We start from the raw sequence: 25,621 nt of genomic DNA on the forward strand, positions 1-25,621 counted from the left end.
GTTGCAAACGGGGCAAAACATTCATATAAATTATTACACAGGACCTCTAGCGAAAATAAATTTAAACACCAGAAATCATGAAAAACATTCCGTACATACTTTTAATAACCGTAGCATCGTTATATCTCTCGTGCAATGAAAACAGTGATGATGATAGTGCGAAATCTGAAAATGATTGTCCTGCCAAAAACACAACAACACCACAAATTTTTGGAGAGTGGCTGTTTACAGGAACCGTTAGCGGCGGGCAACTTTTAGTAGAACATTGCGACTTAAAAACCAAACTCACCGTAACCGAAACCCAGTTTATATGGGATAATTTTTCTGGAGGCAATTGCGAAATTTTAACCGTTATTCCCACATGTTATGCTATTGAGAACGGAGAGGTATTCTTTTTTAATGAACTTGATGAAAAAAATGGATTTTCACAAAAGATAAAAACACTAAACGACAACACCTTGGTCCTTGAAAACAGGAACACAACCACGATCGTTTCAACAGAAAACTATGAAAGGATAAAGTAGCTGCAAGTGCCAATACTTAGTAGAACAACAAAATTATATGCCGTTTAAGGCTTTGTATTTGAACGAAATCTAAATAATTGTATCTTTCCCCTAGCTATTATCATATGGGGAAAACACTATACTTATTAAGTCAGTCGCAGCTACTACGAGCCATAAAAACAAACGACACCAGCGTGTTAAAACAGTTTTATGTAGCCAATTACCCAAAGGTTGAAACCTTGGTTTTAAAAAACAGCGGCACCATAGAGCATGCCAAAGACATTTACCAAGAGGCCTTTATTTTGGTGTGGGCCAACGTTAACAACGGAAAATTTGTTCCGCAGAACGAAACCGCTTTACAAGGTTATCTGTATCAAATTGCAAAAAATAAATGGACAGATGTATTAAGATCCAAAAGCTATAAAAATTCCAAATCGCTCGACAATATTACGTTAAGAGTGTTGAGGGATGAAGAAGATGACAACGAACCCAAAAACACCAAACTGGAAATGACCATGGAAGCCTTTAAAAACTTAGGCCAACCCTGCAAACAACTTTTAAAGACCTTTTATTTTGAAAAGAAGTCCTTGCGCGATATCGCTTCAGAATTAAACATTGAAGAGAGCACCGCTAGGAACAAAAAATACCGCTGCATGGAAAAATTGCGCACCATGGTTTTGGCCTCAAAAAACACATAAATTGAAAAATAAAAACAACGACATATCGCAAGAAGTGCTTGAAGCCATTGAGCGTTACATTAACGGTACTATGGACTTAAAAGAGCGTAAGGATTTTGACGATTATCTTAAAATAGACTCAGACTTTAGGATACAGGTTGAAGAGATTAAAACCATACTATCTGGTATTGAAACCCAAGCCTTAAAAGAAGAACTGAATATTTTTCATCAAGACATTGAAAACCAACAAAACAAGAAAGATAACTATAAAAAAATCCAGTTTTTAAAACTCAGCAAATGGGTGGCTGCCGCGGCCGTTGTTATTGCCATGGTTAGCATTTGGTTTTTTAGTTCCTCCCCCAGTGAAAAACTTTATGCCAAATATTTCACACCAGACCCCGGTTTACCAACTACAATGAGCAGCACCAATAATTTCGATTTTTATGATGCCATGGTAAGTTACAAACATGGTGATTATAATAAGGCTATTGAAAAGTGGACGGTATTACTCGAAACAAAACCACAAAACGACACTTTAAATTATTTTATTGGCATGGCCCACATGAACAGCAAAGATGTAAACCGTGCCATTCCGTTTTTAGAAAGAACCGTTCAATCGCAAGATTCGTTTCCTTTAATAAACGAGGCCAACCATTATTTGGGTTTGGCCTATTTAAAGGAAGGTAATATTGAACTGGCAAAAAAACACTTCAAACTATCCAAAACCGATTCCAGCAAAAAAATTATTCTTGAGTTAACGGATTAAAACTTTAACCATATGGGCAGGTTATTTCCATATTACAAACAAATCGTTTTTCTGGTTCTTTTCACTTTCACCTTAAAAACCCATGCCCAAAACGATTCCATTTCTGGCATCAAATACATTCAAAACCTCATTGAACAAGATTCACTGTTCAAGGCCAAAAAAGAATTAAAATCGCAACTGGATGTTTACCGATCCGAAAAAAACACAGATAGTTTATTAAAGTATATTTTTTTGGTGGGCAGCTTAAAATTGGCCAACAACAATCACGACTTAGCCATAAAAAATGCTGAAGCCTTCGGAAAGGAACTCAAGGCTTATAATAGTCCTTATGTAAACAAGGAATTTTCACTCGAACTTGCTTGGATTTACGATGATGCCGGACTTACACAAAAAGCCTATAACATCACTGAACAGGCTTTGAAAATTGCACAAAATATCAAAAACCCCAAAAAGGCATCCCTAAGCGCCATACACCATAACTTAGGGTACTTGGCTTCAAATTTGGGCGATTACGCGTTAGCCAAAAAACAATATGCCAAATCGATAAAAATCATGCTGAATTCAAAAAGCAAAGATTATTTATCGCTGCACCAAACTTATAATGCTCTTGGTGGCATGATGTGGTATTCGGCAAAACTAGATAGTAGTCGATTTTATTTCGAAAAGGCGACAAAAATGCTCGATAGTTTGGAGCAAACTCCCGAAAATAAATATTATAGGAAAGCTTTGGTGCAAATGAACATAGCCGTTATCAATCATGCTTTGGGGCACATTGAAGAAGCTATTGAATCTTCAAAACAGGTAATCCATAACTTTCAAAATTATTTAAATGTCTCTAATGATGAATCTGGTAAGCTTCGTACGCTTAAGCATCAATTGGTAGCCATCGACAATTTAGGCTCCTTTTACCATTCCATTGGCGAGTTTGAACGGGCCGACCAATTGATCTCATATTCTTATCAAAAAAAGTTAAAAAACCTGGCTCCTGATGATAATAACTTAACCATTTCACTTATCATTTCGGCGCAATCTAAAATCGGACTTAGGGATTTCAACGCCGCGAATAAATTGATAGACCAAGCCATTGAAAGGATAAAAAATAGCAAAAACACCATGTTTTTCTGGAAAGCTAGTGCCCTATCTACAAAAGCTTCCATTAGTCACGAATTGGGCGATAACGAAAATGCCAAACAATTTTACGATGAAGCCTATACACTTTACAAAACATCACTTGGCAAAAACGATTACACCCGCGATTTTCTTGATGAGATTATCAACATGTCTCAATTTTATGCAGACATCAACAATGCAAATAAGGCTATTACTTTGGCTGAAGAAAGCTATAGTTTTATAAAATCGAGCGACTTTAAAAGCAGCATCCAAGAATTTCATCATATTGTCAATTTGAGCGAAGTTCACTTTAAATTGAAGCAATACCAAAAAGCAGCAACCTACAGCAACGAGGCCATTACTTTTCTCGACAAACCATACTTTACCACCAATGGCTTTAAGGATTCGGTGCAGATTCAATACCGCAAACCCAAAGCGTTTTTAATCAATGCCAAATCAAAGTTCCTATTAAACGATACCCCCACTGAAACCGATTTAAAAGTACTTTTAGAAGAAATTAATTCGGGAATTGACATTTTAGAACAACGGAAATCCATTATCAAGTCTTATGACGATTTAAGTTTACTCATTTCGGAAAATAACGAGCTCTTCAATTTTTCAAAGCAATTGCTTTTAGATTTGTTCAACCTTACTAAAAATGAAACCTATTTAAACCGACTGCTCACCATCCACGAGTCGAGTCTTTACAACCGTATTAGGTCGCGACTAAACCTAAAAAACAATTTGGCTTTTGCCAACCTTCCCAATACTGTTTTGGAACGCGAAAAACACCTCCTTAATACACTTAGCAGTTCCATTGAGAATAACGATGGTAGCTTTAAACATTTTTTTCAAGCCAATGCTAACTGGAATACTTTTTTGGATTCCTTAAAAGAAAACTACCCCAAATACTATAAAATGCGCTATGCCAGTATTGAAGAACCACTGGACAACCTAAACCAAAATATCCCCAACAACACGACGGTAGTTCGCTACTTTTACATAGAAAAAAAGTTGTATTCCTTGGTTTTTACATCAAACGGAAAAAAAATATTTCTACTCGACGATACTAAAATTGCCGAAGAGATTACTCAACTCTCTGAAAACGAATTGGATTTTGAAAAAACCAGCCAAAAACTCCATCAATTATACACCAAATTGTGGCAGCCATTGGAAGCCAGTATCACCACCGAAAATGTGGTTATTATTCCAGATGGTGTACTTTTTAACCTCAGTTTTGAAAGTTTAACTCCAACACCCGTAACTTCTTTAGATGGATTAACGAACAACTGTTTGCTAAAAAAATACATTATTTCGTATAATTACAGCTTGCTACTGTTGGGCAAAAACAAAATTACTGTTGATTACCAAAACGATTTTGTAGCCTTTGCCCCAGAGTTTACCGAAGACATGAAAAAACAGTACAGCATTGGCATAACCGATTCGGTTTCGGTAGATAAAACCTACCTCTCCCTATTGCCTCAACCCTTTAGCGTCGATTTAGCAAAAGAATATTCCAGGCTTTTTAATGGCACCTCTTTTATTAATGAAAATGCCTCCAAACAGGTTTTTAAAAATGAAGCCAACGAGCATAAAATTATACACATTGGAACCCACGCCGAATCGAATAACATCACTCCGGAGCTATCACGATTAATTTTTGCCAAAAACAATATGGATGAAGACAACTCACTCTACACCTATGAAATTTATAACGAAAATCTAAATTCAAACCTAGCCATTTTAACGGCCTGCGAAACAGGAAAACCAACCTACCAAGCGGGCGAAGGCATGATATCTTTGGCGCACGCCTTTAATTATGCCGGAAGCGAAAGCATTTTAACTAGCCTTTGGAAAATTGATGAAAAAACGAGTACCGAAATCATCGAACTATTCTACAGAAACATAAAAAAGGGGATGGCAAAAGACAAAGCCTTGCAGCAAGCCAAACTCAAGTACCTAACTACTGCCCATGGACGGACTAAAGCGCCGAATTATTGGGCAGGACTCGTGCTCATTGGAGATGCCAGCCCCATTCATTTCACACCTTATTTAAACGTTTTGTACTGGGTTTTAGGGGGAGCCATACTTCTCATTGTTGCTTTACTTTTGCTTAAACGCTTGAGAAGAAAAGCCGAGTCTGCTTAAATACTTCAGTTTGATTTCCCAAAAAAGTTTCACTAAATTCCGCATGCCTTTAGCTAACTAAACCAACAATCATTGGGACATGAAAACACACCCTATATCTAAAAGACTCGGACTTTTGTTTGGTCCTTTGTTGTTTATAATCATACAATTTTTCACGCCCGAAATCATTTCTACGCAAGCCAATTCGGTGATTGCCATGGCCTGTTGGATGATTTGTTGGTGGATTACCGAAGCCGTTTCCATTTCGGTAACTGCCCTATTGCCACTTTTTATTTTTCCGTTGTTTAAGGTGATGCCCATGGACGAGGTTGGCGCCAACTACGGCAGCCCCATTGTGTTTCTTTTCTTTGGCGGATTTGTTTTAGCCTTGGCGCTCGAAAAAGTGAACCTACACAAACGGATTGCCTTAAACATCATAAAACGAACGGGCACCTCACCCAATCGGGTTGTTTTGGGCTTTATGATAGCCACCGGATTTATGAGCATGTGGATAAGCAACACCGCCAGTACCGTTGTGATGCTGCCCATAGCCATGTCGGTTATTAAACTACTCATTGATGATGCCGACGGATTCACAAAAAATGATAAAAATTTTGCCCTTAGCGTGATGCTCGGTATTGCGTTTTCGGCCAATGCAGGAGGTATTGCTACCGTGATTGGCACACCACCCAATTCGGTATTGATTGGGTTATTGGAAAACGAATACAACATTGAGATATCCTTTGTAAAATGGATGGTTATGGGGCTTCCGTTTTCCATCATTTTAATAGCTATTATTTATTGGGTTTTAGTTAAATGGATGTTCCCAAACCACGACATGGAATTTAAAGCCTCAAAACAATTTATTGATACCGAACTGAAAAAACTCGGAAAAACCTCTAAAAAAGAACGGCACGTATTAATCATTTTCGCTTGCATTGTGTTTCTGTGGATTTTCAGAAGTCTAATCAATTCGTTACTTCCTGCCTTAGCACTTTCAGACACCATCATTAGTGTATTGGGTGCTATTGCCCTTTTCGCAATTCCTTTCAACTTAAAAACAGGCAATTTTGTATTGCAATGGAACGATACCGAAAAACTGGCCTGGGGTATTTTAATATTATTTGGTGGTGGTTTAGCGCTGGCCAATGGCATGTCGGCCACTGGTATTGTTGATGTAGTCGCAACGGCCATTTCAAATAGCAACATCAGTGTTTTGTTGATGGCCTCTGCCCTCATCTTCTTAATGCTGTTTATGACCGAACTGATGAGCAACGTGGCCCTAACAGCAGTTTTAGCTCCCGTAGTGGCAGGTATAGCCCTTGGTTTGAACATCCCCATTCTACACCTTTTAATTCCCGTTACTATAGCCAGTAGTTGTGCTTTTATGCTTCCCATGGCGACACCCCCCAATGCCATTGTTTTTGCTAGCGGTCACGTTAAAGTGAGTCAAATGGCGAGGGTTGGCATTGTTTTGAACATCATTTCGGTATTGCTTTTAATAACTTTGTTTAATTTTGTTCTGCCTTTGATTTTTTAGGTAAGGCGGCAAAGTCGTTCTTTTTTCTTATCTTAGAAAGAAAGAAGTTATGGAAACCACCAATCGTTTTGATGCCGCCATTAAAAAGCTTTACACCGCTTTTCATTCTAATACCCTGAATCCTGAGTGTTGCAAGCAATGTGCCGTTGGAAACATTTTGGACCATACCGATAGTTGGAAACACCTTTCGGATGAACACGGATCCACCAAATTGAACTATGTGGGGCTGGTACACCAAAACTTCGGACGAACCTTTAACGGTTATACCCCTCATGAACTTTTGAATATTGAAGCCATCTTTTTAAAAGCCTGTGGATACCAACTTCCGCTTCACCATAATAACAATAAACCAATACATCCCACCGACAAAACCATTCTTTTTGAAGGATTGAGTGCTGTGGTTACTTTTCTATGTGAATTGGATGGCATTCCAAACGTCATGGATTATACCAAATTATTTGAGTTCGAACATGACCAAATGTCATTGTAAACCACAAACAATTAATAAAAACAAAAAGCCCAATACAGCAGTATTGGGCTTAATTTTATTTGTGGGATGCTGAATCAAGTTCAGCATTTATTGTCTATCCACCAAAGTCGTCGAATCTAATGTTCTCATCTGGGATACCAAAATCTTCTCCCATTTTTTGAACCGCTTTGTTCATTAATGGCGGTCCACAGAAATACAATTCAATATCCTCTGGAGCGTCGTGTTTACTTAGGTAGTTATCAATCACACAATTGTGGATAAACCCAACAAAACCATCTCCTTCTGCATCGTGGATGTCTTTTTTCACTTTCCAGTTATCTTCTGGTAATGGCTCAGACAATGCCAAGAAGAACTTAAAGTTAGTGAATTTACGCTCCAATTCGTAGAAATGCTCTAAGTAGAACAATTCACGCTTAGAACGTCCACCATACCAATAGGTCACTGTACGGCCTGTTTCCAATGTTTTGAATAAGTGGTATAAGTGCGAACGCATTGGTGCCATACCAGCACCACCACCAACATAAAGCATTTCGGCATCACTTTCATTAATGAAGAATTCACCGTAAGGTCCTGAAATAGTAACCTTATCTCCTGCTTTTCTTGAGAAAATATAAGATGAAGCCACCCCTGGGTTTACATCCATCCATCCATTTTTAGCTCTGTCCCATGGCGGGGTCGCAATACGTACGTTAAGCATAATATCGCGACCTTCAGCTGGGTAAGAAGCCATAGAATAAGCTCGCTCTACCACTTCATCGTTTTTCATTACCAATGGCCAAAGACCAAACTTATCCCATTCTGCTTGAAACTTATCTGGTGTTTCGTGCTCTTCTGGGTGAGCCGTAATGTCGATATCAGAATATTTAATCTCGCATTGTGGAATTTCAATTTGAATATATCCACCCGCTTTGTAATTCATATCCTCTGGAATACGTACAACGAATTCCTTAATGAAAGATGCTACGTTGTAGTTACGTACTACTTCGGCTTCCCATTTTTTAATACCAAACACTTCTTCAGGGATGGTGATTTCCATATCCTGCTTTACCTTCACCTGGCAAGCCAAACGGGCACCGTGCTGTAATTCTTTACGCGTAAAGTGTGGTGTTTCCGTTGGAAGTGCTTCACCACCTCCTTCAAGAACGTGGCACTCACACTGGATACACGTTCCACCACCACCACAAGCCGATGGCAAGAATATTTTTTTGTTACCCAAGGTAGAAAGTAAACTTCCACCTGATTCTACTTCTATTTCTTTTTCACCATTGATTTTGATCTTTACCGGACCAGATGGCGAAAGTTTTTGTTTTACGAACAATAGCAAGGCCACCAAAAGTAAGGTTACCGTTAAAAAGGCGGCTACGGTTGCTAAAATGGTTCCTAATGTACCTGCTGCTAATATCATATTACTCGTTTATTGTAGTGGTGTTTTCAGCTAATTTGTTCTCTTCTTTTTGCTCGGCCTGCTCAATTTTTGCCGTTTCGGTTTGCTCTTTTCCTTCGTCGTCACCACCTGTTAACATACCACCAAAACTCATAAATCCAATCGCCATTAAACCGGTAATGATAAACGTAATACCCAAACCTCTTAATGGAGCAGGAACGTTAGAGTATCGTATTTTTTCACGAATGGCGGCAATGGCCAAAATAGCCAAGAACCAACCGATACCTGAAGATATTCCGTAGTTAAAAGCCAACCCTATGGTTTGGATTTCACGAGACTGCATAAATAAAGAACCTCCTAAAATCGCACAGTTTACGGCGATAAGCGGTAAGAATATTCCTAAAGAGTTGTAAAGTGATGGAGAGAATTTCTCTACCACGATTTCAACCAACTGTACCATGGTTGCAATAGTTGCGATAAACATGATAAACGATAGGAAACTTAAATCGTAATCGGCATACTCTGCACCTAACCACTTTAAAGCTCCAGGTTGTAATATATATTGATCTAATAGCCAGTTAACAGGAACGGTTACTGCCAATACAAAGATTACGGCAGCACCAAGCCCAACGGCTGTACTTACTTTTTTAGATACCGCAAGGTAAGAACACATCCCCAAGAATGTGGCAAATACCATGTTATCTATAAAAATCGATTTGAAAAATAATTCTATATGTTCCATATTTTTAAGTCTTCAGTCTTCAGTCTTCAGTCCTTAGTAAGTGCTTACTGGCGACTGCTAACTGCTTACTAATTTTATTAATCTTCAATTAAGTCTTTGTTTCTGCTACGTTGTACCCAAATAATGATACCCACAACAATCAATGCCATAGGCGACAACAACATAAATCCGTTGTTTTCATAACCAATAGCGTACAATCCCGTTTTCTCAATAGGGTCTCCCAACACTTTGAATCCTAATAAGGTTCCAGAACCCAATAGCTCTCTAAAGAACCCAACAATTATCAAGATTACGGCATAACCCAAAGCGTTACCAATCCCGTCCAAGAACGATTTCCAAGGGCCATTACCTAAAGCAAAGGCTTCAAAACGTCCCATAATGATACAGTTGGTGATAATCAAACCAATGAAAACCGAAAGTTCTTTACTTAAAGAATAAGCAAACGCTTTTAACACTTGGTCTACAATAATTACCAAAGCAGCAACAACGGTAAGCTGAACGATGATCCTAATTTTTGATGGGATAATGTTTCGAATTAAAGAGATAACGACGTTACCAGCCCCCAATACGAACAATACAGACAACGACATTACAATTGAAGCTTTCAACTGCGCCGTAATAGCCAATGCCGAACAGATACCCAATACCTGAATGGTAATAGGGTTGTTATCCGCTAATGGATCTGTAATTAATTTTGTGTCTTTTTTAGAAAGTAATCCCATACGATTAATTTTTTAAAGTTTTGAAATACGGCACGTACAACGACAAATCACTTTTAATCATTGCTGCCACACCATTTCCTGTAATTGTAGCACCTGCAATTGCATCTACTTCGTTATCGGTTTTATCTTGGTTGGTTGGGTCGGCGTTACTTTTTGTGATTTCCACCCCTTTAAAGTTACCGTTGTTGTCCAACAAGTGCTCGCCAATAAAGTCGTCCATAAAGAAACGTTCTTTAATGTTGGCTCCCAAACCTGGTGTTTCCCCTTTGTGGTCGAAGTAAGCCCCTTGAATCACCATGTTTTCGTCCATAGCGATGTATGCCCAAACAGCATCCCAAAGTCCTTTTCCACGGATTGGAGCTATGTAATAATTTTGTCCGTCCTTTTCACCAACGAACAATGGCAAACGTCTTTCTTCACCTTCTTTAGCTTTAGCCTGCTCTTTTTTAACGTCGATCAAAAATGCTTTATCGTTTTCCTTCACGTTAGTCCCTTCAGTAATCACCAATTGTTTTTTGATGTATTGGCTGAATAAATCGGGAGCTTTTGAAGCGTCAACAAACTGCGCGCTGCTTTCGTCGTTTTCATTTACGCCCATAGCATACAAAATGTTCTGCTGGGTTTCAATTTCTCTGTTTTTATCTATTGAAGGCCTTAAAGACGCTGCAGTGAACGCTAATAATGCTCCAACTACCAATACCATGCCTATGGCAAATATTATAGTATATGCGTTACTATCTGTTTTATTACTCATTGTATTAAGCCGTTTTAACTTTTAAACGTTTCATTCTTTTCTTCACATTACCTTGTACCACGTAGTGATCGATGGTTGGTGCAAATACGTTCATCAATAAGATGGCCAACATCACACCTTCTGGGTAAGCCGGGTTGAACACACGGATAAGGATGGAAATAAAACCAACCAAAAATCCGTAGATCCATTTTCCTTTGTTGGTTTGAGAAGCCGTTACCGGGTCGGTAGCCATAAATACCGTACCAAAAGCAAATCCACCAATTAATAAATGGTGCCAGAATTCAGTACTCATCAATCCGTAAAACTTACTGCTTTCTGCAATCCATCCGCTACTTACAACAGCATTGAAAATCAAGCCCATTACCAAAGCACCGATTACAGATGACAACATGATTCTCCAACTTCCAATTTTGGTAAAGATTAAAAACAACCCACCTAAAAGAATCAATAAAGTTGATGTTTCTCCTACTGAACCGGGAATAAATCCGAAGAACATATCGGCTATGGAATACCCTGCTGGATTACCTTGTGCCAAGCTACCTAAAATGGTTTCGCCCGAAATAGCATCAAGATTGGCTCCACCGGCAATTTCCTGAGCGCGATCTACAGCTCCGTGTACCCAAACTTTATCACCCGACATCCAAGTTGGATAAGCGAAGAATAAAAAGGCACGGATAGTCAATGCAGGGTTAAGAATGTTCATTCCTGTTCCTCCAAAAACTTCTTTTCCAATCACCACGCCAAAAGCAACGGCAACGGCCAACATCCAAAGTGGTAAATCTACTGGTACAATTAGCGGCACTAACATACCTGTTACTAAGTAACCTTCTTCTACTTCGTGACCTTTAATTACGGCGAATAAAAATTCAATGGCCAAACCAACACCGTAGGACACAATTACTAACGGCAACACTTTGATTAAACCGATGTAAAAGGCATCCCAAGACAAGAATTCTACCGGCGCACCAATAGCTACATAATGTTGGTAACCGGCATTGAACATACCAAAAATCAAACAAGGCACCAAAGCCATGATTACGGTGTTCATGGTACGCTTTAAATCGTCTGCTGCTTTAATATGTGTACCACCATGAGTGGTTTCATCAGGCAGGAATAAGAAAGTATGCAAGGCATTAAAAGCAGGAGCCATTTTTTTGTTCCTGAACTTTCTCTTTAAAATATGTAATCTCTTTTTAAGTTCCATTATCCTATCTCTTTAAGCATTAAATCTAAGCCTTCTCTTATTATTTTTTGATGTGGTTGTTTAGATACACAAACAAATTCCGTTAAGGCAAAATCTTCTGGAGCCACTTCGTACATACCCAAAGCTTCCATTTCGTCTAAGTCTTTATACATACAGGCTTTTAGGATTTGCAAAGGATAGATATCCAACGGAAAAACCTCTTCATAATTTCCAGTTACCACAAAGGCTCTGTGCTCGCCATTGGTATTGGTATCCAATTCGTATTTCTTGTTTGGGTTCAACCACGAAAAGGTCATGGCTCTAGTGGTAGAAATTTTATTGAAAACAGGCTTATTCCACCCGAACAATTCGTAGTCGTCGCCTTCTGGAATCACCGATAGTGTATTGCTGTAATAATCAAGAGCGCCATCCGGTTTAATTTCCTTACCAGACAACACGTTTCCTGAAATAATACGGTCGTTGCCTCGTTTCTCAACGCCGTTATCATAAATCATGGTTGATACTTCACTACCGATAAGGGTTTTAAAATAACGTGGCTTTTTAACTGAAGAACCTACCAAAGCAACGATACGCTCGGCGTTGAATTTCCCGGTTAATAAAAGTTCCCCAATAATCACAAGATCCTGCGGACTAACCGTCCAAACTACCTCACCTTTGTTTACAGGGTTTATTTTATTGATTTGCGTGCCCACATTCCCCGATGGGTGCGGCCCAGATACTTTGTGTAAAGTAATACCCGACAGTCCTGCCAATGGAGAATTGGCGTTTTTACCAACCGAAACGTGCACTTTACCTTCAGTTAATTTTCCAAGTGCTGTAATCGCGGCTTGCAATTCGGCTTCCTTTCCTTTTAACGTAAAGTCTAAATCGGCTGCCAATGGTGCGCTAGCGTAAGCTGAAACAAAAATAGCTTTTGGCGATTTTGCCGGATTAGCGATTACATCGTACGGACGCTGCTTAATAAACGGCCAACATCCCGATTTAAGTAAATGCGCCTTTAATTCTTCCGGTTTTGCGGCATCTAGATTAAATGCTCCGAAATCCTCAAATTCCTGCGTTTTATCCGCTTGGATTTTAATGGCATCAATACGTCTTTTTGGCCCTCTAACAATCTCAATCACTTGTCCTGAAACTGGAGATGCAAATTTCACAGCCTCGTTACTTTTGTCGTAAAACAAAACGCCCCCAGCTTTAACTGAGGAACCTTCTTTTGCAACAAGTTTGGGTGTAACGCTATGAAAATCTTCTGGTCTTACGGTGCAGTAGTTGCTGATAATCGCCTGTTCTAAGGTTTTTTCAGCTTCACCTTTAAGTTTAATGTCCAGACCTTTTTTAATACGAATGTCGTTTGACATATTTATTTTTATTGAAATTAGTTGTCTAAAAATCGGTGCAAAAATACGAATTTCTTCAGTAAAAAAACGTAATGTTCTTCAGACTTTGTTATTTGTATCCATTCTAAATAATCGATTTTCAAAAAGGAATGGATTTTGCATATCTTTACGTTTTATTATTCGCTTTTCCCTATGAAACAAAACCTCATCACTTCCATTTTTATAGCCATTTTTTCCGTTATCGGATTTGCACAAGTGGAAGAAACCCCGCCGCCAGATTATATTAAAACCATAAATTTTAAAGGCGACACCCCCGAAACCCAATTGCCGATTTTAAGGCTGGGCGAATATTTGGTTTTGGAGTTTGATGCCCTAAACGGCAATGAAGACGATTACTACTATAAAATAGAACATTTTAATTTCGATTGGACGCCTTCGGTTTTGGTGCGCTCCGAATTTATGGACGGTTTCGATAACCAACGTATCCGCGACTATGAGAACTCGTACAACACCTACCAAATCTATTCGCATTACAAACTCACCATCCCGAACAACCAAACCAGGGCGTTAAAGGTTTCGGGCAACTACCTCCTGTCCATTTTCAACAGCAACAACGAGTTGGTATTTTCACGGAAATTTATGATTTACGAAGACAAAGCTTCGGTCGGCGTGAGCATTAAACGCTCTCGCGATATTCAATATATTGAAGAAAAACAACGTGTGGATATTGTTATCACCCCCAACAACATGCAACTGAACAACCCCAAACAAACCGTAAAGGCTGTTATTGTTCAGAACAACAATCTGCATAACGTCATTTCGAACCTAAAACCACAGTACACCATTGGCAACCAGCTGATTTACAAATACGACACCGAAACCAGTTTTTGGGGCGGAAACGAGTATTTTTTCTTTGAAAACAAAGATGTTCGGGCAGCCAATACGGGCATTCAGTTTATCGATTTAAAAGACCTGTATCACAATTACCTTTACACTAATATTGTTCGAGCCAACAGACCCTACACTTACAACCCCGATATTAACGGAAACTATGTGATTTTAAACATTGATGCCGACAACCCCAGCATTGAGGCCGATTATGTTTGGGTACATTTTTCGTTGGAAAACAAAGCGCATTTAGCCGGCAAAAACATCCATGTTTACGGAAACTTCAACAATTATGTGACAGACGAATCCACCCGCTTGGAATACGATGAAAACAATCAAGTTTTCACCAAACCCATCTTATTAAAACAAGGGTTTTACAACTACAAATATGTAGTGGCAAACAACGACGGCAGTATTGACGAAGGCCATATTGGCGGAAACTTTTACCAAACCGAAAACAACTACAAAGTACTGGTGTATTATCGCGATCTGGGTGCGCGCTACGACCAAATTATTGGTTTGGGCGAAGGCAGCTCGGTTAATATCTCGAACTAATCGCGCATTTCAACTAATATTTTATCGGTATGCGTTAAAATTTAACGCCATCCGCTTTATTTTAGTTATTTTAGCAGCGCAAAACGCTTTGTTTATCAATAGTTAGCATGGTTCAACAAGTTACAAAAGGCATAAAAATTTCGGTGGAAACCCACTACGAAGGCTCATTTTATAAAAACTATAAAATACAGTACGCTTTTGGGTACACCATAACCATACATAACCAAAGCAAAGACACCGTACAATTGAATGCCCGCCATTGGGAAATCATGGACGCCCTCAATAATGTGGAAACTGTTTCCGGTGAAGGCGTAATTGGCAAAAAACCGGTATTGAAACCTGGAGAAACACACACTTACACCTCGGGCTGTTTGCTTACCTCTCCTTTTGGAGCGATGCAGGGCCATTACAGCATGGTTAATTTTACCACCACCAAAAAGTTTTTAGTGGCCATCCCTACGTTTAGGCTGAGTGCGCCGTTTGCTATAAATTAAGGTCGGTTTCTATAAAGGACAAAATCAGTCAACCTTTCGTTTAAACCGAAATACCCTTCCATTTTGTTTCACATGAAAAAATTTGCAGTTGGAATAATGCACGAATTCAAATTCTGAATTGTAATCAAAACCTTCGTCCTGCGCCACAAACCTATCGTGCACATCAATATTCCCATGAGGTGAAATGCGTTTATAATCAAATTCTGTGTCGTGACCGTTAGCATGTAATTCGAACCACGCACCAGCAGCAATACCGGGCAACCATTGTGCTTTTTCATGCAAGTCGTCAACAGGTTTAGGCTGTAACGTTCCCACAAAATTCACTTTATGATTTTTCAACCTGTCCAAAAAACAACGGATATTTTCACTTTTTTGTGAGCCTTTAAATTCTGAAATATCACCCGTTTCCGAAACCTCATAGACCTTATTTTCGGTATTGGCCAACACCACATTTCCAACCGTACTGGGCGTAAACCATTTCGATTTTTCAAGTCTCCTTTTAATCTTGCTATCGGTTACCGAAACAATCAAACTATCGGTAACAAAGCGGGCACAATTGCAGGCGTCCTTAATAAAAGCGGCATAGCGAATAAAGTGCTTATTTTGCATGTTGGTGATGTGCGTTCTCGCTTTTTGATAATCAACCACATCGCACACCGAAGCAATCAATTTTCCGTCGCCGTGCGTCAATTTAGGATGTGTACCCAAAAAAGACAGAATGTCATCTAAATTGGTGATTTTCCCACCTTCAATGGTCGCCATCAACGGAAAATCCAATTCGTTATCGGTATCCTTTCCACGAACACGTCCGGTGGGTTCGGGCGTAATGTAGCGCCCAAAATCATGGTATTCCAAAATACCCGTTTCTTTATTAATGAGCACCAAAGCCGCATGCCCAGCCCGCAAGTAATTCTTTTTACCAATGCCGAAGAAACGTAAAAATGGCGAAAACCATTCTTTGGAAACCATAACAATCGTTTCCGGATAAGCTAAGGTTAAAATGATGCCGGTATTATTCATTTACGGTTTGTGGTAAATTGAAGTTGACTGAAGACGAGGTACTATTCTGAAGATTTTCATAACGCATACTTACTTTTTTGTCAGTTTTTTTCACCTGGGTAATGCTCGTAGTTTTCACAAAACCTCTGTCCATAATTACACCAAAATCAGTATTGCCGCAACCTCCGGTTTTATGGAAACGCAACAGCGTCTCGGCATTCAGTTGATGATCCAATTTAAAATTTTGAAACCACTTTAACCGTTCCGCTTTCATTTTTGGTGAATATAAAGTGGACGACGACCAAATGTAGGCTTCCAGAGGCAATTGGGTAATGTGTTTTTGGTTTCCATCCCAAACCCATTCCATGAATTTTAAACCGTGGTTCCAATCGGCAATTACCATAGTAAACGGTTCAACTTCAATCAAATCATAATCGTTAACAGTTTCTAAAACAGCATCGGCTGCCAATACATCTTTAGCGATAATGCCCCGGCTTTTTCCGTAACTTAATTTCCGTTTATGATATTCAAATCCACCATTCAACACACACACTACGCGCTGCTTTTCGCTTACACCAATCCACGTACCTCCGGCCATTTTATCTTTCGGAAATAATAGTTTGGTATTTTCATGGTTATAAAAATCGGGGTCGAGCGATACTCTATTGGATGCTTCGTCCCTATTGGTGGTCAAAACAAAGTCGTTGTTATTCTGCGGAACAATCGTTACAGTACACATAAAACCAGTAGTCTTAAATCAGATAGCCAACTTACAAAAATTCTACAAATTTTAACGCCGATTTAGCAACTCGCGCCCCCATTTATCATTTGAAAATTACTAGCTTTGTTACATATTTACTGAATTTTTAATAATAAAAACTGCAAAACTATGGGAAAAGGCTTTTTTAATGTACCAATTGCCGTAAACGAACCTGTAAAATCTTATGCGCCCGGAACGCCAGAACGTACTGCTGTTTTAGAAGCGTACAAAACCATGTACAACAGCAAGATAGAAATACCATTGTACATTAACGGGAAATACGTTTCTACGGGCAATACTAAGCCTATTTCGCCTCCCCACGACCATCAACATATAGTTGGCAGTTACCATTTGGCCGAAAAGCAGCATGTGGAAGACGCTATTGCTACGGCTTTGGAAGGCCGAAAAAAATGGAGCAAAATGCCGTGGGAACAACGTGCGGGCATCTTTTTAAAGGCTGCCGAACTGGTTGCCGGCCCTTACCGCGCCAAAATAAATGCCGCCACCATGATGGGGCAATCTAAAAACATACATCAAGCTGAAATTGATTCGGCTTGCGAATTGGTCGATTTTCTGCGTTTCAACGTGCAGTACATGACCGAAATCTACATGGAACAGCCCGAAAGCACCAGCGACGCTTGGAACCGTGTGGAGTACCGTCCATTGGAAGGCTTCACATATGCGGTAACCCCTTTCAATTTTACGGCTATTGCCGGAAACCTACCCTCGTGCATGGCCTTAATGGGCAATGTGGTGGTTTGGAAACCCAGCGACAGCCAAGTGTATTCTGCCAAGGTTATTATGGATATTTTTGAAGAAGCCGGTGTGCCACCAGGAGTAATCAACGTGGTGTTTGGCGACCCAGAGATGATTAGCAACACCGTATTGTCGAGTCCCGATTTTTCTGGATTGCACTTTACAGGTTCTACTTTTGTATTTAAGGAACTTTGGAAACAAATAGGAAACAACATCCATAATTATAAAACCTACCCACGTATTGTGGGCGAAACCGGAGGAAAAGATTTCATCATAGCCCACAACTCGGCAGTGCCTAAACAGGTGTCAACGGCGCTTTCGCGTGGTGCGTTCGAATTCCAAGGCCAAAAATGTAGTGCGGCCTCCCGTGCCTACATCCCGAAAAGCATTTGGGGTGATGTAAAAAAATATCTTTTGGAAGATGTGAAATCATTTAAAATGGGCTCACCAGAAGATATGGACAACTTTATCACGGCTGTAATCCACGAAGGCTCGTTCGATAAATTGGCGAAGTACATCGACGCGGCCAAAAATGACAATGAAGCCGAAATCATTGCCGGCGGAAACTACGATAAAAGCAAAGGCTATTTTGTGGAGCCTACCGTAATCGTTACACAAGACCCTAAATACACCACCATGTGCACCGAACTGTTCGGCCCTGTGTTGACCATTTATGTTTATGAAGACGACGCTTACGCGGAAACCTTAAAACTGGTTGACGAAACCAGCGATTATGGCTTAACGGGAGCTATTTTGTCCACCGACCGATACGCCATTACCGAGGCTACCGACGCCCTGCAAAACAGTGCCGGAAACTTTTATATTAACGACAAATGTACCGGAGCCGTTGTAGGCCAACAACCTTTTGGAGGCGCCAGAGCGTCTGGCACCAACGACAAAGCCGGTAGCGCACAAAACCTAATGCGTTGGGTATCGCCAAGATTGATAAAGGAAACTTTTGTAACCCCAACCGATTACCGTTACCCGTTTTTGGGAGAATAACTATTCCTTTGAAAAAAAGGAATCTTTTATAACGTTGAAAACAGGCTGCAAATTTTACAACCTGTTTTTTTTTGAAGCTTTTTAGACTATAATATTTTCAGTTATTTCAACAACTAATATTTTATGTTAATCCACCCGTTGTGCATTTTGAAAAAAAATCATTCGAACTGACGTTCAAACTAAATTTTATGGTTAAAATGCACAACGGGTGTTAATCCGAAAAAAACATCTTAGCATAAACGCTATGGTATTTATTCAATTGTTATGTGTAACCTGAATCGCTATGCTGCATTATTATAAAATGAAACGCTCAATAAGCAATCTTAATAATCAGTAACTTGATTTTAAAGATTCCTTCACTTTGTTCGGAATGACGATTTCACTTTTTAAACCGTCTTTTTTCGTTTTAAACCAGCACCCATATTTTAAAACGAAAACGCTTATATTTGTGTTAATGACGCCAAGTTCCGTTAGCATATCGCCCATTAGCCAAACTGAAATCCCAAAACAAAAACCAGGTTACTCTGTGGTGTGTTGGGTGAAAAATGAAATTGACGGCATCGAAATTAACGGTGCTTTTCATAAAAACGTGTCTGATACCGTATTCTTTATCGACTCCAAACACCAATGGCGTCTCTCCATCCAAAACACCAATGCTTCCGGTTACGTACTGTATTTAAGTGAAGCCGTGTTGAACCTGCCCACGTTAAGCAATCTGCACATTAATAAAGTGCGCTTATTCAGCAGCGACAATATCCCGATGTTTAAGTTAAGCCCGGGTATTGAAAAGCGCACACAGTCCATTTTAGAAATGATCGACGAACTTTTGGGTTCACACCTCAACCACAAAGATGAAGCCATCCTTTCGTTGCTCAATACCTTTTTTATTTATTGCGACGGACAATGCAACATCAAAACGATGGTACACGACAACAGCTCTAAAGCCAACATTGTTTACAGCTTTAAAAAACTGGCCGACCAGCATATTTTCAACTATCACGAGGTGGGCGATTACGCCAAAATGCTCAACATTACACCAAAATACCTCAACGAATGCGTTAAGGAAGTGCTGCACGTGAGTTCTAAAAGTATTTTAATAGAACAGTTGCTTATGCGCTCTAGGCACGCCCTAAAATTTTCGAACAAAACCATAAAGGAAATCAGTTTCGAATTGGGATTTTCGTCGCCCGACTATTTCAGTGCCTTCTTTAAAACCCATACAGGCATACCACCTTCCGAACTCCGAAAAGCCTAAGCCAAAACAAAATCTAAGGTTTTACGGCACTTTTCACATTGTGCCACTTTCATTCCCATTGTAAATTGCATAAAAGCATTTATTATGGACCGAAAAACATTTATCAAAACATCAGGATTAGGTTTAGGGCTGGTCCTTATTCCCAGTAGCATTCAGTGCCAAACCGCAGAAGCAGACAACGGCAACACCACCGCCCAGCCCAAAATCGTTAAAGACAGCGAGGGCGAGGTTTTAAACGTAATCGGCGACATACAAACCCACAAACTGGTGGGCAGCGACACCAACAACCAAATTGTGGAATGGGTAGATAACGTAGAACCCGGAGTGGGCATTCCGCCGCACATCCATACCAAAGAAGACGAAATTTTTAGGGTGATTAAAGGCGAAGTTGAAATAACCGTTGATGGCAACACCACTGTTTTAAAAGCTGGCGACACCGCCTTTGCCCCCAAAGGCATCGCCCATGCTTGGACCGTGGTGGGCACCGAAAAAGCCAAAATGATTACCTCCGCCTTTCCCGCCGGCATTGAACACATGTTTAATACATTGGCGCAACTGCCTCCTGGCCCACCCGACTTCGAAAAAGTGGCTGCCATTTGCGGCGAACACGGTATTACCTTTGTGTAAACCCGGCTTCTAAAAAAAATTGAAGAGGCGGTTTAAAAAGTAAGACCATCATTACGAGGAGCGACAACAGAAGCGACGTGGGAATCTTTAAAATTCTAGTTACTGATGATGAGATTGCCACGTCGTGCCTCCTCGCAATGACGGAATTATTTAGATTTATAGCTTAAAACGGCCAACACATCGTCATTACGAGGGAAGCATGACCGAAGTTATCTGTTAAAAAGGGAACTACTCCATTTAAATAGATTGCCGCGTCGTACCTCCTCGCAATGACGTTTATTTATTACGTTTTAAACCGCCTCTTTTTTATACCATTTTAATTTTGTAGCATTTTTCAACTATTGATTGCAGACAATTATTTATATTTATTCACTTGTCACCTGTAATTTATAAGGAACACCCCCTTAATTAAATAATAATGAGTAATCTATTACATCGAAACACTAATCGTTGTCATTTGATACAGAACGTATCGAAAAACATTTGGGAAGATATAATCTCATTACATTCTACCGGTCAAGAATCTTCTGAAATATATTACACAAAAAAAATAATTTCATTTATTTTAACTCACACCAAATCTTGGAATTATTCAATTTTTGCAAAAGAGCCTGGACTGGAAAAAAAATGGGGAAGTGATATTGATATTTATATCGAAAGAGGTGTTGATGATTTCTTACTTTATGCATTTCAAGCAAAACTCTTAAAAATCGGTCAAACATATAGTGATTTGAATAGACATTCAAATGGATCATACCAATACCAAAAGCTCGAAAATTATGGTATTTATAAAAGCTGTTATGTAAATTATCTATTCTATAATGGTGTTGCCAATTATACATATTCTGGAAACAATAAGTGCAGAACCGCATTCAATGAAGAGCAATATGGATTGAGTTACACCAGTATTGACAATATTAAATCAGTGATTTCAAATAAAGCTAGCTGGAATTTTAATTTCTTTCACCCAAATCGTTCATCACCTTTATCAGAACTTGTTTGTTGCAAAAACCAAAAAGAAAATGGCATCAAATCTTATAATCATGAAGAAATTGGTAAAGAGCTAAATAATTACGAAAGATTAGATAGTGAAAATATTGAGGAATATTTTAGCAAGGCTATTGACAGTAACGCAAGTCAAGATTTAAATAAAAATGATGAGCAAAAATCAGAGAGAAATGCGGATATTGTTTTAGTAATTCGAAACACAACAAGCACGTATTAAACTGCGGGTTACATTGTATATAAAAATAGTGAAAGTTATTGAAAACATAATGGTTTGGCATTTTTGAAAAGTCGTCAAAGTAACAGCTGATTTTCAGCGCTACTTTACATATTCGGAACCGTTGCCAACAATTTAAAACCAGCCAATGATATTAGGAAAAAGCATTAGAATTTATTTAAAAGAAGGTTCTGTTACTGGAATTAAACTTGCTGAAGTTGTAAATTTAACTATTCAAGCTTTATCAAGTCCTCGAAAGAAACTATTAGAATTGAATGAGTTTTTCCAAAGTCAGATAAATACGCAAGGTGTCTACTTTTTAATTGGGACAGATGACGAAACAGGAAAATCAAAAGTATATATAGGTGAAGGAGAAAATGTTTGGGAAAGACTAAAAAGTCACGCAGTTAAAAAAGATTTTTGGAGCGAAGTCGTATTATTTACAAGTAAAGACGACAACATTACAAAATCACACATTAAATACCTTGAGAGTAGATTAATAGAAATCACAAAACAGACCGAACGCTATTTATTAGATAACAGTAGTTTTCCAAGTTTAAACTCCCTGCCATTACCAGACAGAGATGCCATGGAAGAGTTTATAAATAACATCAAGTTATTAAATGGTGTTTTAGGACATAAATTTCTAGAAAGTCAGATAAGTCATAAAATTGAAAAACTAGCAACTCCAAATGACAAAATTGACAAAACAACTCTAATTAGCGAGGAAGAGGAAACTGAACTGAATTTAAAAGTAAAAAACATTACAGCTAAGGCAATTCAAACTGATGAAGGGATTGTCGTTCTAGCGGGTTCACAAGTCTCGGAAAATCCTTCGGAAAATTACGGATATAAGACATTAAGAAATGAATTAATTCAAGACGGAACTATCGAAGAAACTGAAAATGGACCTTTCATTTTTACTAAAAAGTATTTGTTTGCAAGTCCTTCTGCTGCAGCTGCAGTAATCGTTGGATATTCAATAAACGGCAGAAGAACTTGGAAAGATTCTAAAGGAAGAACATTAAGTCAAATTGAAAAATCTGAAATAAAAACTACTAGCAACAACGGCAATCGTCGCACAATCCAATAATCTCGTAAAACACTATAAAAAACGCCCATTTTAAGGAGGCACATTATTTTATAAAACCCAAACCAATTCTTCCTTAAAAATAAAACCCAAAGCTACCCGTAACACCAAATTTTCGGACATCGGGGTAAGCCCCGTTATCTTTATAGTTGCCCCTAAAATTGAAGTCTATTCTAAACACCTTAAAAATATTGCCAATACCCAAACTGTATTCGTAATACGGCTCGTTTGATGGCGCTACCAACTCGATGTTGTTGGGATTATTGGTAGTGCTTAGTGCTATATTTTCGTCGGACAGTTCGCCCCAAGCCCCACGAACGCTCACAATTTCACGAAGGTTAAGTTTGCGCAACCACGGAATTCTTGAAAAGAATCGCCCGTTAAAATTATGCTCAAAATGGAACGAGGCATAGGTATCGGTTACGAACTCATAAAAATCGAGTTGCGAAAAGGTGTTATAAATGGAAAAATACGATTGGTTACCCGGCACGACGCTTAAAAGCCCCAGAGGCACTTCGCCAAAGGTTTTGCCGACTTCCACCGAGGTGGTCAATCGCCCAAAGCCGCCCACTTGCCAGGGCTGCAAATACGAAAGCTGCAGTTTGGTATAATCAAAATCGCTATCCATTACCGTTTTATCACCACGACTCACTTGCGCAAACAAGCGTGCAAAATCATCGTTGGCGGTTCGGCGTTCCACACCAAAACCGGTCATTTTCCGCTTTGGGAAATACGATACCGAAAAGGTAGATTCATATTGCTTAATTTCCGATTTCACACCATCGGGCGTATTGTAATCCAAACTAAAAGTTGGCGATGCCGACTCCAACGTTCGGTAGTTGGCGCCCAAGCGCAGTACCACATTTCGCCACGGTTCGGCCTCAATAGCTACACTGGTAAGGTTGATATTGGTAAGCTTATCGTTGGCACTCGTGGTCACCAATGACGACGACGCCAAACTGCGCCCCAATACATCGGTACTGGTGGTTAAGCTCGCCCCTGTTTGCTCCACATCACGACGGTTTCCGCCGGAAATAATAAACCGGCTTTTTTTATCGAGGAGCCATTTTCCAGACAAACCATATTTAAACTTGTCGTCTCGAAGCCCATAAGCCACAAAACCTTCCAAACGCCATAAATCGTTCGGCCCAAAATAGGTGCGGCCACCCGTTCGCAGTCGCAAACCTTCCACTTCGTTAAACCCAAAAGTGGAAAAAATAGGACCATAATCCAATGGCAGTGTATTGAACTCGATATAGCCCGACGCCAAAATGCTTCCCAAATTATAAAGTCGTTTAAACTTCTTTACGGTTTTCAGGGTATCGAGCATTTTGTAAACGCCTTTTTCATCTTTATTGAGGTCTTCCAAACGGTTTTGTGCCCAAAACGCATCATCGCGATTGTACACATCTTCGTTATAATTGTACACGTCTTTTTCGTAAAAGGCTTCGTCCTTTTTTATGTCGAACTTATAATTATCGTAAAGCGTGGTGCGCTTGCCGTAAACGCCTCGCGATTTTTCCTTTTTACTGAACGCGAAATCGGTCATCATATAATCGCGTTTTATCAAAAACAACGAATCGCTGAGCACCTCAAATTCCTGCTCAATATAAATCTCTTTCACCCAGTTGATATTCGCACTTTTTGATGCCTGCAGATTGATTTCCTTAATGGCATAAGTGGTATCGGCCACCCAAAAATCACCCTTAAAGGTGAGTTCGTTTTTTCGGCGTGGATAATACATCACATTATAGCACCATTTGTTATCGATGTAAGCACTATCCAACAATTTGTAATTGTAGGTGCTGATACCCGTTTTGGACAGGGGACTCACAAAACTCTTATCGAAAAAGCGCAGGTAATTATCGTACACGTTGAAATCGTTGTACAAATCGTCCACAAAATCGATAATGACTTGGTTATCGCTAAAACCAGAATTTTTATTCCCTTTTAAAATTTCTTTGGTTTTGTTGATGGTGTTATCGCCATATACTTCTGAAAACGCTTCGTTAATGAACATGGGCAAATAGGTTTTACCCGTAACCCGCGAGGTATCCACTTCGTTGAACACAAATTCCATCCCACGGAACAACCTACTTTTAATGAGTGCGCTGTCGATGGTATTGATATCGAACTCAACTTTTTCGTATTTATCGTATTGGTATTGGTCAAATTGCTTTAAGCCGTTGCTGCGTTTGTGTGCCCAAATTTTCCGAAGCAAATCAATCGCCGGATTGTTCTTTTTGGGTTGCTTTCCAGCCACAACCAACACTTCGCTCAATTCGGCACGCTCTTCCTTTAAAACATATTTTAAATTGTAGTTCACCTTTTTTTCCAAGGGCGCATTTAGGGTTTCGTAACCAATAAACGATACCGTGACTCCGCTCCATGTTTCATCCGACTCCAAATAAAATCGGCCGTTTTCATCGGTAATCGTGCCCTGTGTGGAGCCTTCAAAAATAACATTGGCGAACGATATGGGTTCGCCGTTTTCATCGAATACGTGACCGCTCACCTTGGTTTGGGCGATTAATGAACTGGTTACGGTTAAAAACAGGGCAATAAGTAGTCTTAAGTTCATAATACAAAAAAACTTCATCAGCAGTACAGCCGATGAAGT

General features: G+C 39.4%; 22 protein-coding genes. 13 read left to right on the forward strand and 9 right to left on the reverse strand.

The genetic code is table 11. From position 1 onward, the window contains the following. Positions 1 to 77: 77 nt before the first annotated feature. The 6 genes from ABI125_14125 (at position 78) to ABI125_14150 (ending at position 7,213) form a co-directional block, all read left to right on the forward strand. A complete protein-coding gene (locus ABI125_14125) occupies positions 78 to 524 on the forward strand; it encodes a hypothetical protein (GenBank protein XCF05840.1) in 447 nt (148 codons plus the stop codon). A 104-nt stretch (positions 525 to 628) separates the two neighbouring features. Continuing rightward, positions 629 to 1,201, forward strand: a complete 573-nt coding sequence (locus ABI125_14130; protein ID XCF05841.1) for a sigma-70 family RNA polymerase sigma factor — start codon at positions 629 to 631, stop codon at positions 1,199 to 1,201. 1 nt (position 1,202) lies between these two features. Then, positions 1,203 to 1,946, forward strand: a complete 744-nt coding sequence (locus ABI125_14135) for a hypothetical protein (GenBank protein ID XCF05842.1) — start codon at positions 1,203 to 1,205, stop codon at positions 1,944 to 1,946. A gap of 12 nt (positions 1,947 to 1,958) precedes the next feature. Beyond that, a complete protein-coding gene (locus ABI125_14140; protein XCF05843.1) occupies positions 1,959 to 5,204 on the forward strand; it encodes a CHAT domain-containing protein in 3,246 nt (1,081 codons plus the stop codon). Positions 5,205 to 5,283: 79 nt separating this feature from the next. Then, on the forward strand, positions 5,284 to 6,723 hold the full coding sequence (locus ABI125_14145) for a DASS family sodium-coupled anion symporter (protein ID XCF05844.1): 1,440 nt from the start codon (positions 5,284 to 5,286) through the stop codon (positions 6,721 to 6,723). 49 nt (positions 6,724 to 6,772) lie between these two features. Beyond that, positions 6,773 to 7,213 (forward strand): Na(+)-translocating NADH-quinone reductase subunit F, encoded by a 441-nt coding sequence (locus ABI125_14150; GenBank protein XCF05845.1) that lies wholly within the window; start codon positions 6,773 to 6,775, stop codon positions 7,211 to 7,213. A gap of 94 nt (positions 7,214 to 7,307) precedes the next feature. Here ABI125_14150 and nqrF read toward each other — a convergent pair whose 3' ends face one another. The 6 genes from nqrF to ABI125_14180 form a co-directional block, all read right to left on the reverse strand. Further along, entirely contained in the window at positions 7,308 to 8,618 is a 1,311-nt protein-coding gene (nqrF, locus tag ABI125_14155) for an NADH:ubiquinone reductase (Na(+)-transporting) subunit F (protein XCF05846.1), read from the reverse strand. A gap of 1 nt (position 8,619) precedes the next feature. Next, positions 8,620 to 9,339, reverse strand: coding sequence for an NADH:ubiquinone reductase (Na(+)-transporting) subunit E (gene nqrE / locus ABI125_14160; GenBank protein ID XCF05847.1), 720 nt, complete (start codon positions 9,337 to 9,339; stop codon positions 8,620 to 8,622). 77 nt (positions 9,340 to 9,416) lie between these two features. Continuing rightward, complete coding sequence (locus tag ABI125_14165) at positions 9,417 to 10,061, reverse strand: NADH:ubiquinone reductase (Na(+)-transporting) subunit D (protein XCF05848.1); 645 nt, start codon at positions 10,059 to 10,061, stop codon at positions 9,417 to 9,419. 4 nt (positions 10,062 to 10,065) lie between these two features. Then, a complete protein-coding gene (locus ABI125_14170; GenBank protein XCF05849.1) occupies positions 10,066 to 10,815 on the reverse strand; it encodes a Na(+)-translocating NADH-quinone reductase subunit C in 750 nt (249 codons plus the stop codon). 4 nt (positions 10,816 to 10,819) lie between these two features. Beyond that, on the reverse strand, positions 10,820 to 12,019 hold the full coding sequence (locus ABI125_14175) for an NADH:ubiquinone reductase (Na(+)-transporting) subunit B (GenBank protein XCF05850.1): 1,200 nt from the start codon (positions 12,017 to 12,019) through the stop codon (positions 10,820 to 10,822). Beyond that, the gene (locus ABI125_14180; GenBank protein ID XCF05851.1) at positions 12,019 to 13,374 is read right to left on the reverse strand and encodes a Na(+)-translocating NADH-quinone reductase subunit A; all 1,356 of its coding nucleotides are present in this window, start codon (positions 13,372 to 13,374) and stop codon (positions 12,019 to 12,021) included. Before ABI125_14180 ends, ABI125_14175 begins: the two co-directional genes overlap by 1 nt. A gap of 171 nt (positions 13,375 to 13,545) precedes the next feature. On the opposite strand from ABI125_14180, the gene ABI125_14185 reads away from it, so the two are divergent. Together ABI125_14185 and apaG are read left to right on the forward strand one after the other, a co-directional pair. Beyond that, entirely contained in the window at positions 13,546 to 14,796 is a 1,251-nt protein-coding gene (locus ABI125_14185; protein ID XCF05852.1) for a DUF5103 domain-containing protein, read from the forward strand. A 107-nt stretch (positions 14,797 to 14,903) separates the two neighbouring features. Further along, positions 14,904 to 15,290 carry a Co2+/Mg2+ efflux protein ApaG gene (gene apaG, locus ABI125_14190; GenBank protein ID XCF05853.1) on the forward strand — a complete coding sequence of 129 codons (387 nt, stop codon included), beginning with the start codon at positions 14,904 to 14,906 and terminating at the stop codon, positions 15,288 to 15,290. 24 nt (positions 15,291 to 15,314) lie between these two features. Here the strand turns inward: apaG and ABI125_14195 are convergent, their stop codons facing one another. Both ABI125_14195 and ABI125_14200 read right to left on the reverse strand, forming a co-directional pair. Continuing rightward, complete coding sequence (locus ABI125_14195; protein XCF05854.1) at positions 15,315 to 16,310, reverse strand: DUF6695 family protein; 996 nt, start codon at positions 16,308 to 16,310, stop codon at positions 15,315 to 15,317. Next, positions 16,303 to 17,028: an NRDE family protein gene (locus ABI125_14200; GenBank protein ID XCF05855.1), complete on the reverse strand. Its 726-nt coding sequence runs from the start codon at positions 17,026 to 17,028 to the stop codon at positions 16,303 to 16,305. Before ABI125_14200 ends, ABI125_14195 begins: the two co-directional genes overlap by 8 nt. Positions 17,029 to 17,178: 150 nt before the next feature. On the opposite strand from ABI125_14200, the gene pruA reads away from it, so the two are divergent. The 5 genes from pruA (at position 17,179) to ABI125_14225 (ending at position 23,004) form a co-directional block, all read left to right on the forward strand. Next, positions 17,179 to 18,807, forward strand: coding sequence for an L-glutamate gamma-semialdehyde dehydrogenase (gene pruA, locus ABI125_14205; GenBank protein XCF05856.1), 1,629 nt, complete (start codon positions 17,179 to 17,181; stop codon positions 18,805 to 18,807). 454 nt (positions 18,808 to 19,261) lie between these two features. Then, complete coding sequence (locus ABI125_14210) at positions 19,262 to 20,062, forward strand: helix-turn-helix domain-containing protein (protein XCF05857.1); 801 nt, start codon at positions 19,262 to 19,264, stop codon at positions 20,060 to 20,062. A gap of 84 nt (positions 20,063 to 20,146) precedes the next feature. After that, positions 20,147 to 20,689, forward strand: coding sequence for a cupin domain-containing protein (locus ABI125_14215; GenBank protein XCF05858.1), 543 nt, complete (start codon positions 20,147 to 20,149; stop codon positions 20,687 to 20,689). 418 nt (positions 20,690 to 21,107) lie between these two features. Beyond that, positions 21,108 to 21,914, forward strand: a complete 807-nt coding sequence (locus ABI125_14220; protein ID XCF05859.1) for a hypothetical protein — start codon at positions 21,108 to 21,110, stop codon at positions 21,912 to 21,914. Positions 21,915 to 22,059: 145 nt separating this feature from the next. Further along, the gene (locus ABI125_14225; GenBank protein ID XCF05860.1) at positions 22,060 to 23,004 is read left to right on the forward strand and encodes a GIY-YIG nuclease family protein; all 945 of its coding nucleotides are present in this window, start codon (positions 22,060 to 22,062) and stop codon (positions 23,002 to 23,004) included. A gap of 73 nt (positions 23,005 to 23,077) precedes the next feature. On the opposite strand, the gene ABI125_14230 is transcribed toward ABI125_14225, so the two are convergent. Next, positions 23,078 to 25,582: a DUF5686 family protein gene (locus ABI125_14230; protein XCF05861.1), complete on the reverse strand. Its 2,505-nt coding sequence runs from the start codon at positions 25,580 to 25,582 to the stop codon at positions 23,078 to 23,080. Positions 25,583 to 25,621: the final 39 nt, after the last annotated feature.

It is taken from the genome of Tamlana crocina (assembly GCA_040429635.1).
GTDB lineage: Bacteria > Bacteroidota > Bacteroidia > Flavobacteriales > Flavobacteriaceae > Flavisericum > Flavisericum crocinum.

Excerpts from the sequence above, each read along its gene's own strand:
- ABI125_14125 (XCF05840.1), top strand. The coding sequence starts at position 78 with ATGAAAAACATTCCGTACATACTTTTAATAACCGTAGCATCGTTATAT.
- ABI125_14130 (XCF05841.1), top strand. The coding sequence starts at position 629 with ATGGGGAAAACACTATACTTATTAAGTCAGTCGCAGCTACTACGAGCC.
- ABI125_14140 (XCF05843.1), top strand. The coding sequence starts at position 1,959 with ATGGGCAGGTTATTTCCATATTACAAACAAATCGTTTTTCTGGTTCTT.
- ABI125_14145 (XCF05844.1), top strand. The coding sequence starts at position 5,284 with ATGAAAACACACCCTATATCTAAAAGACTCGGACTTTTGTTTGGTCCT.
- ABI125_14150 (XCF05845.1), top strand. The coding sequence starts at position 6,773 with ATGGAAACCACCAATCGTTTTGATGCCGCCATTAAAAAGCTTTACACC.
- nqrF (XCF05846.1), bottom strand. The coding sequence starts at position 8,618 with ATGATATTAGCAGCAGGTACATTAGGAACCATTTTAGCAACCGTAGCC.
- nqrE (XCF05847.1), bottom strand. The coding sequence starts at position 9,339 with ATGGAACATATAGAATTATTTTTCAAATCGATTTTTATAGATAACATG.
- ABI125_14165 (XCF05848.1), bottom strand. The coding sequence starts at position 10,061 with ATGGGATTACTTTCTAAAAAAGACACAAAATTAATTACAGATCCATTA.
- ABI125_14170 (XCF05849.1), bottom strand. The coding sequence starts at position 10,815 with ATGAGTAATAAAACAGATAGTAACGCATATACTATAATATTTGCCATA.
- ABI125_14175 (XCF05850.1), bottom strand. The coding sequence starts at position 12,019 with ATGGAACTTAAAAAGAGATTACATATTTTAAAGAGAAAGTTCAGGAAC.
- ABI125_14180 (XCF05851.1), bottom strand. The coding sequence starts at position 13,374 with ATGTCAAACGACATTCGTATTAAAAAAGGTCTGGACATTAAACTTAAA.
- ABI125_14185 (XCF05852.1), top strand. The coding sequence starts at position 13,546 with ATGAAACAAAACCTCATCACTTCCATTTTTATAGCCATTTTTTCCGTT.
- apaG (XCF05853.1), top strand. The coding sequence starts at position 14,904 with ATGGTTCAACAAGTTACAAAAGGCATAAAAATTTCGGTGGAAACCCAC.
- ABI125_14195 (XCF05854.1), bottom strand. The coding sequence starts at position 16,310 with ATGAATAATACCGGCATCATTTTAACCTTAGCTTATCCGGAAACGATT.
- ABI125_14200 (XCF05855.1), bottom strand. The coding sequence starts at position 17,028 with ATGTGTACTGTAACGATTGTTCCGCAGAATAACAACGACTTTGTTTTG.
- pruA (XCF05856.1), top strand. The coding sequence starts at position 17,179 with ATGGGAAAAGGCTTTTTTAATGTACCAATTGCCGTAAACGAACCTGTA.
- ABI125_14210 (XCF05857.1), top strand. The coding sequence starts at position 19,262 with ATGACGCCAAGTTCCGTTAGCATATCGCCCATTAGCCAAACTGAAATC.
- ABI125_14215 (XCF05858.1), top strand. The coding sequence starts at position 20,147 with ATGGACCGAAAAACATTTATCAAAACATCAGGATTAGGTTTAGGGCTG.
- ABI125_14220 (XCF05859.1), top strand. The coding sequence starts at position 21,108 with ATGAGTAATCTATTACATCGAAACACTAATCGTTGTCATTTGATACAG.
- ABI125_14225 (XCF05860.1), top strand. The coding sequence starts at position 22,060 with ATGATATTAGGAAAAAGCATTAGAATTTATTTAAAAGAAGGTTCTGTT.
- ABI125_14230 (XCF05861.1), bottom strand. The coding sequence starts at position 25,582 with ATGAACTTAAGACTACTTATTGCCCTGTTTTTAACCGTAACCAGTTCA.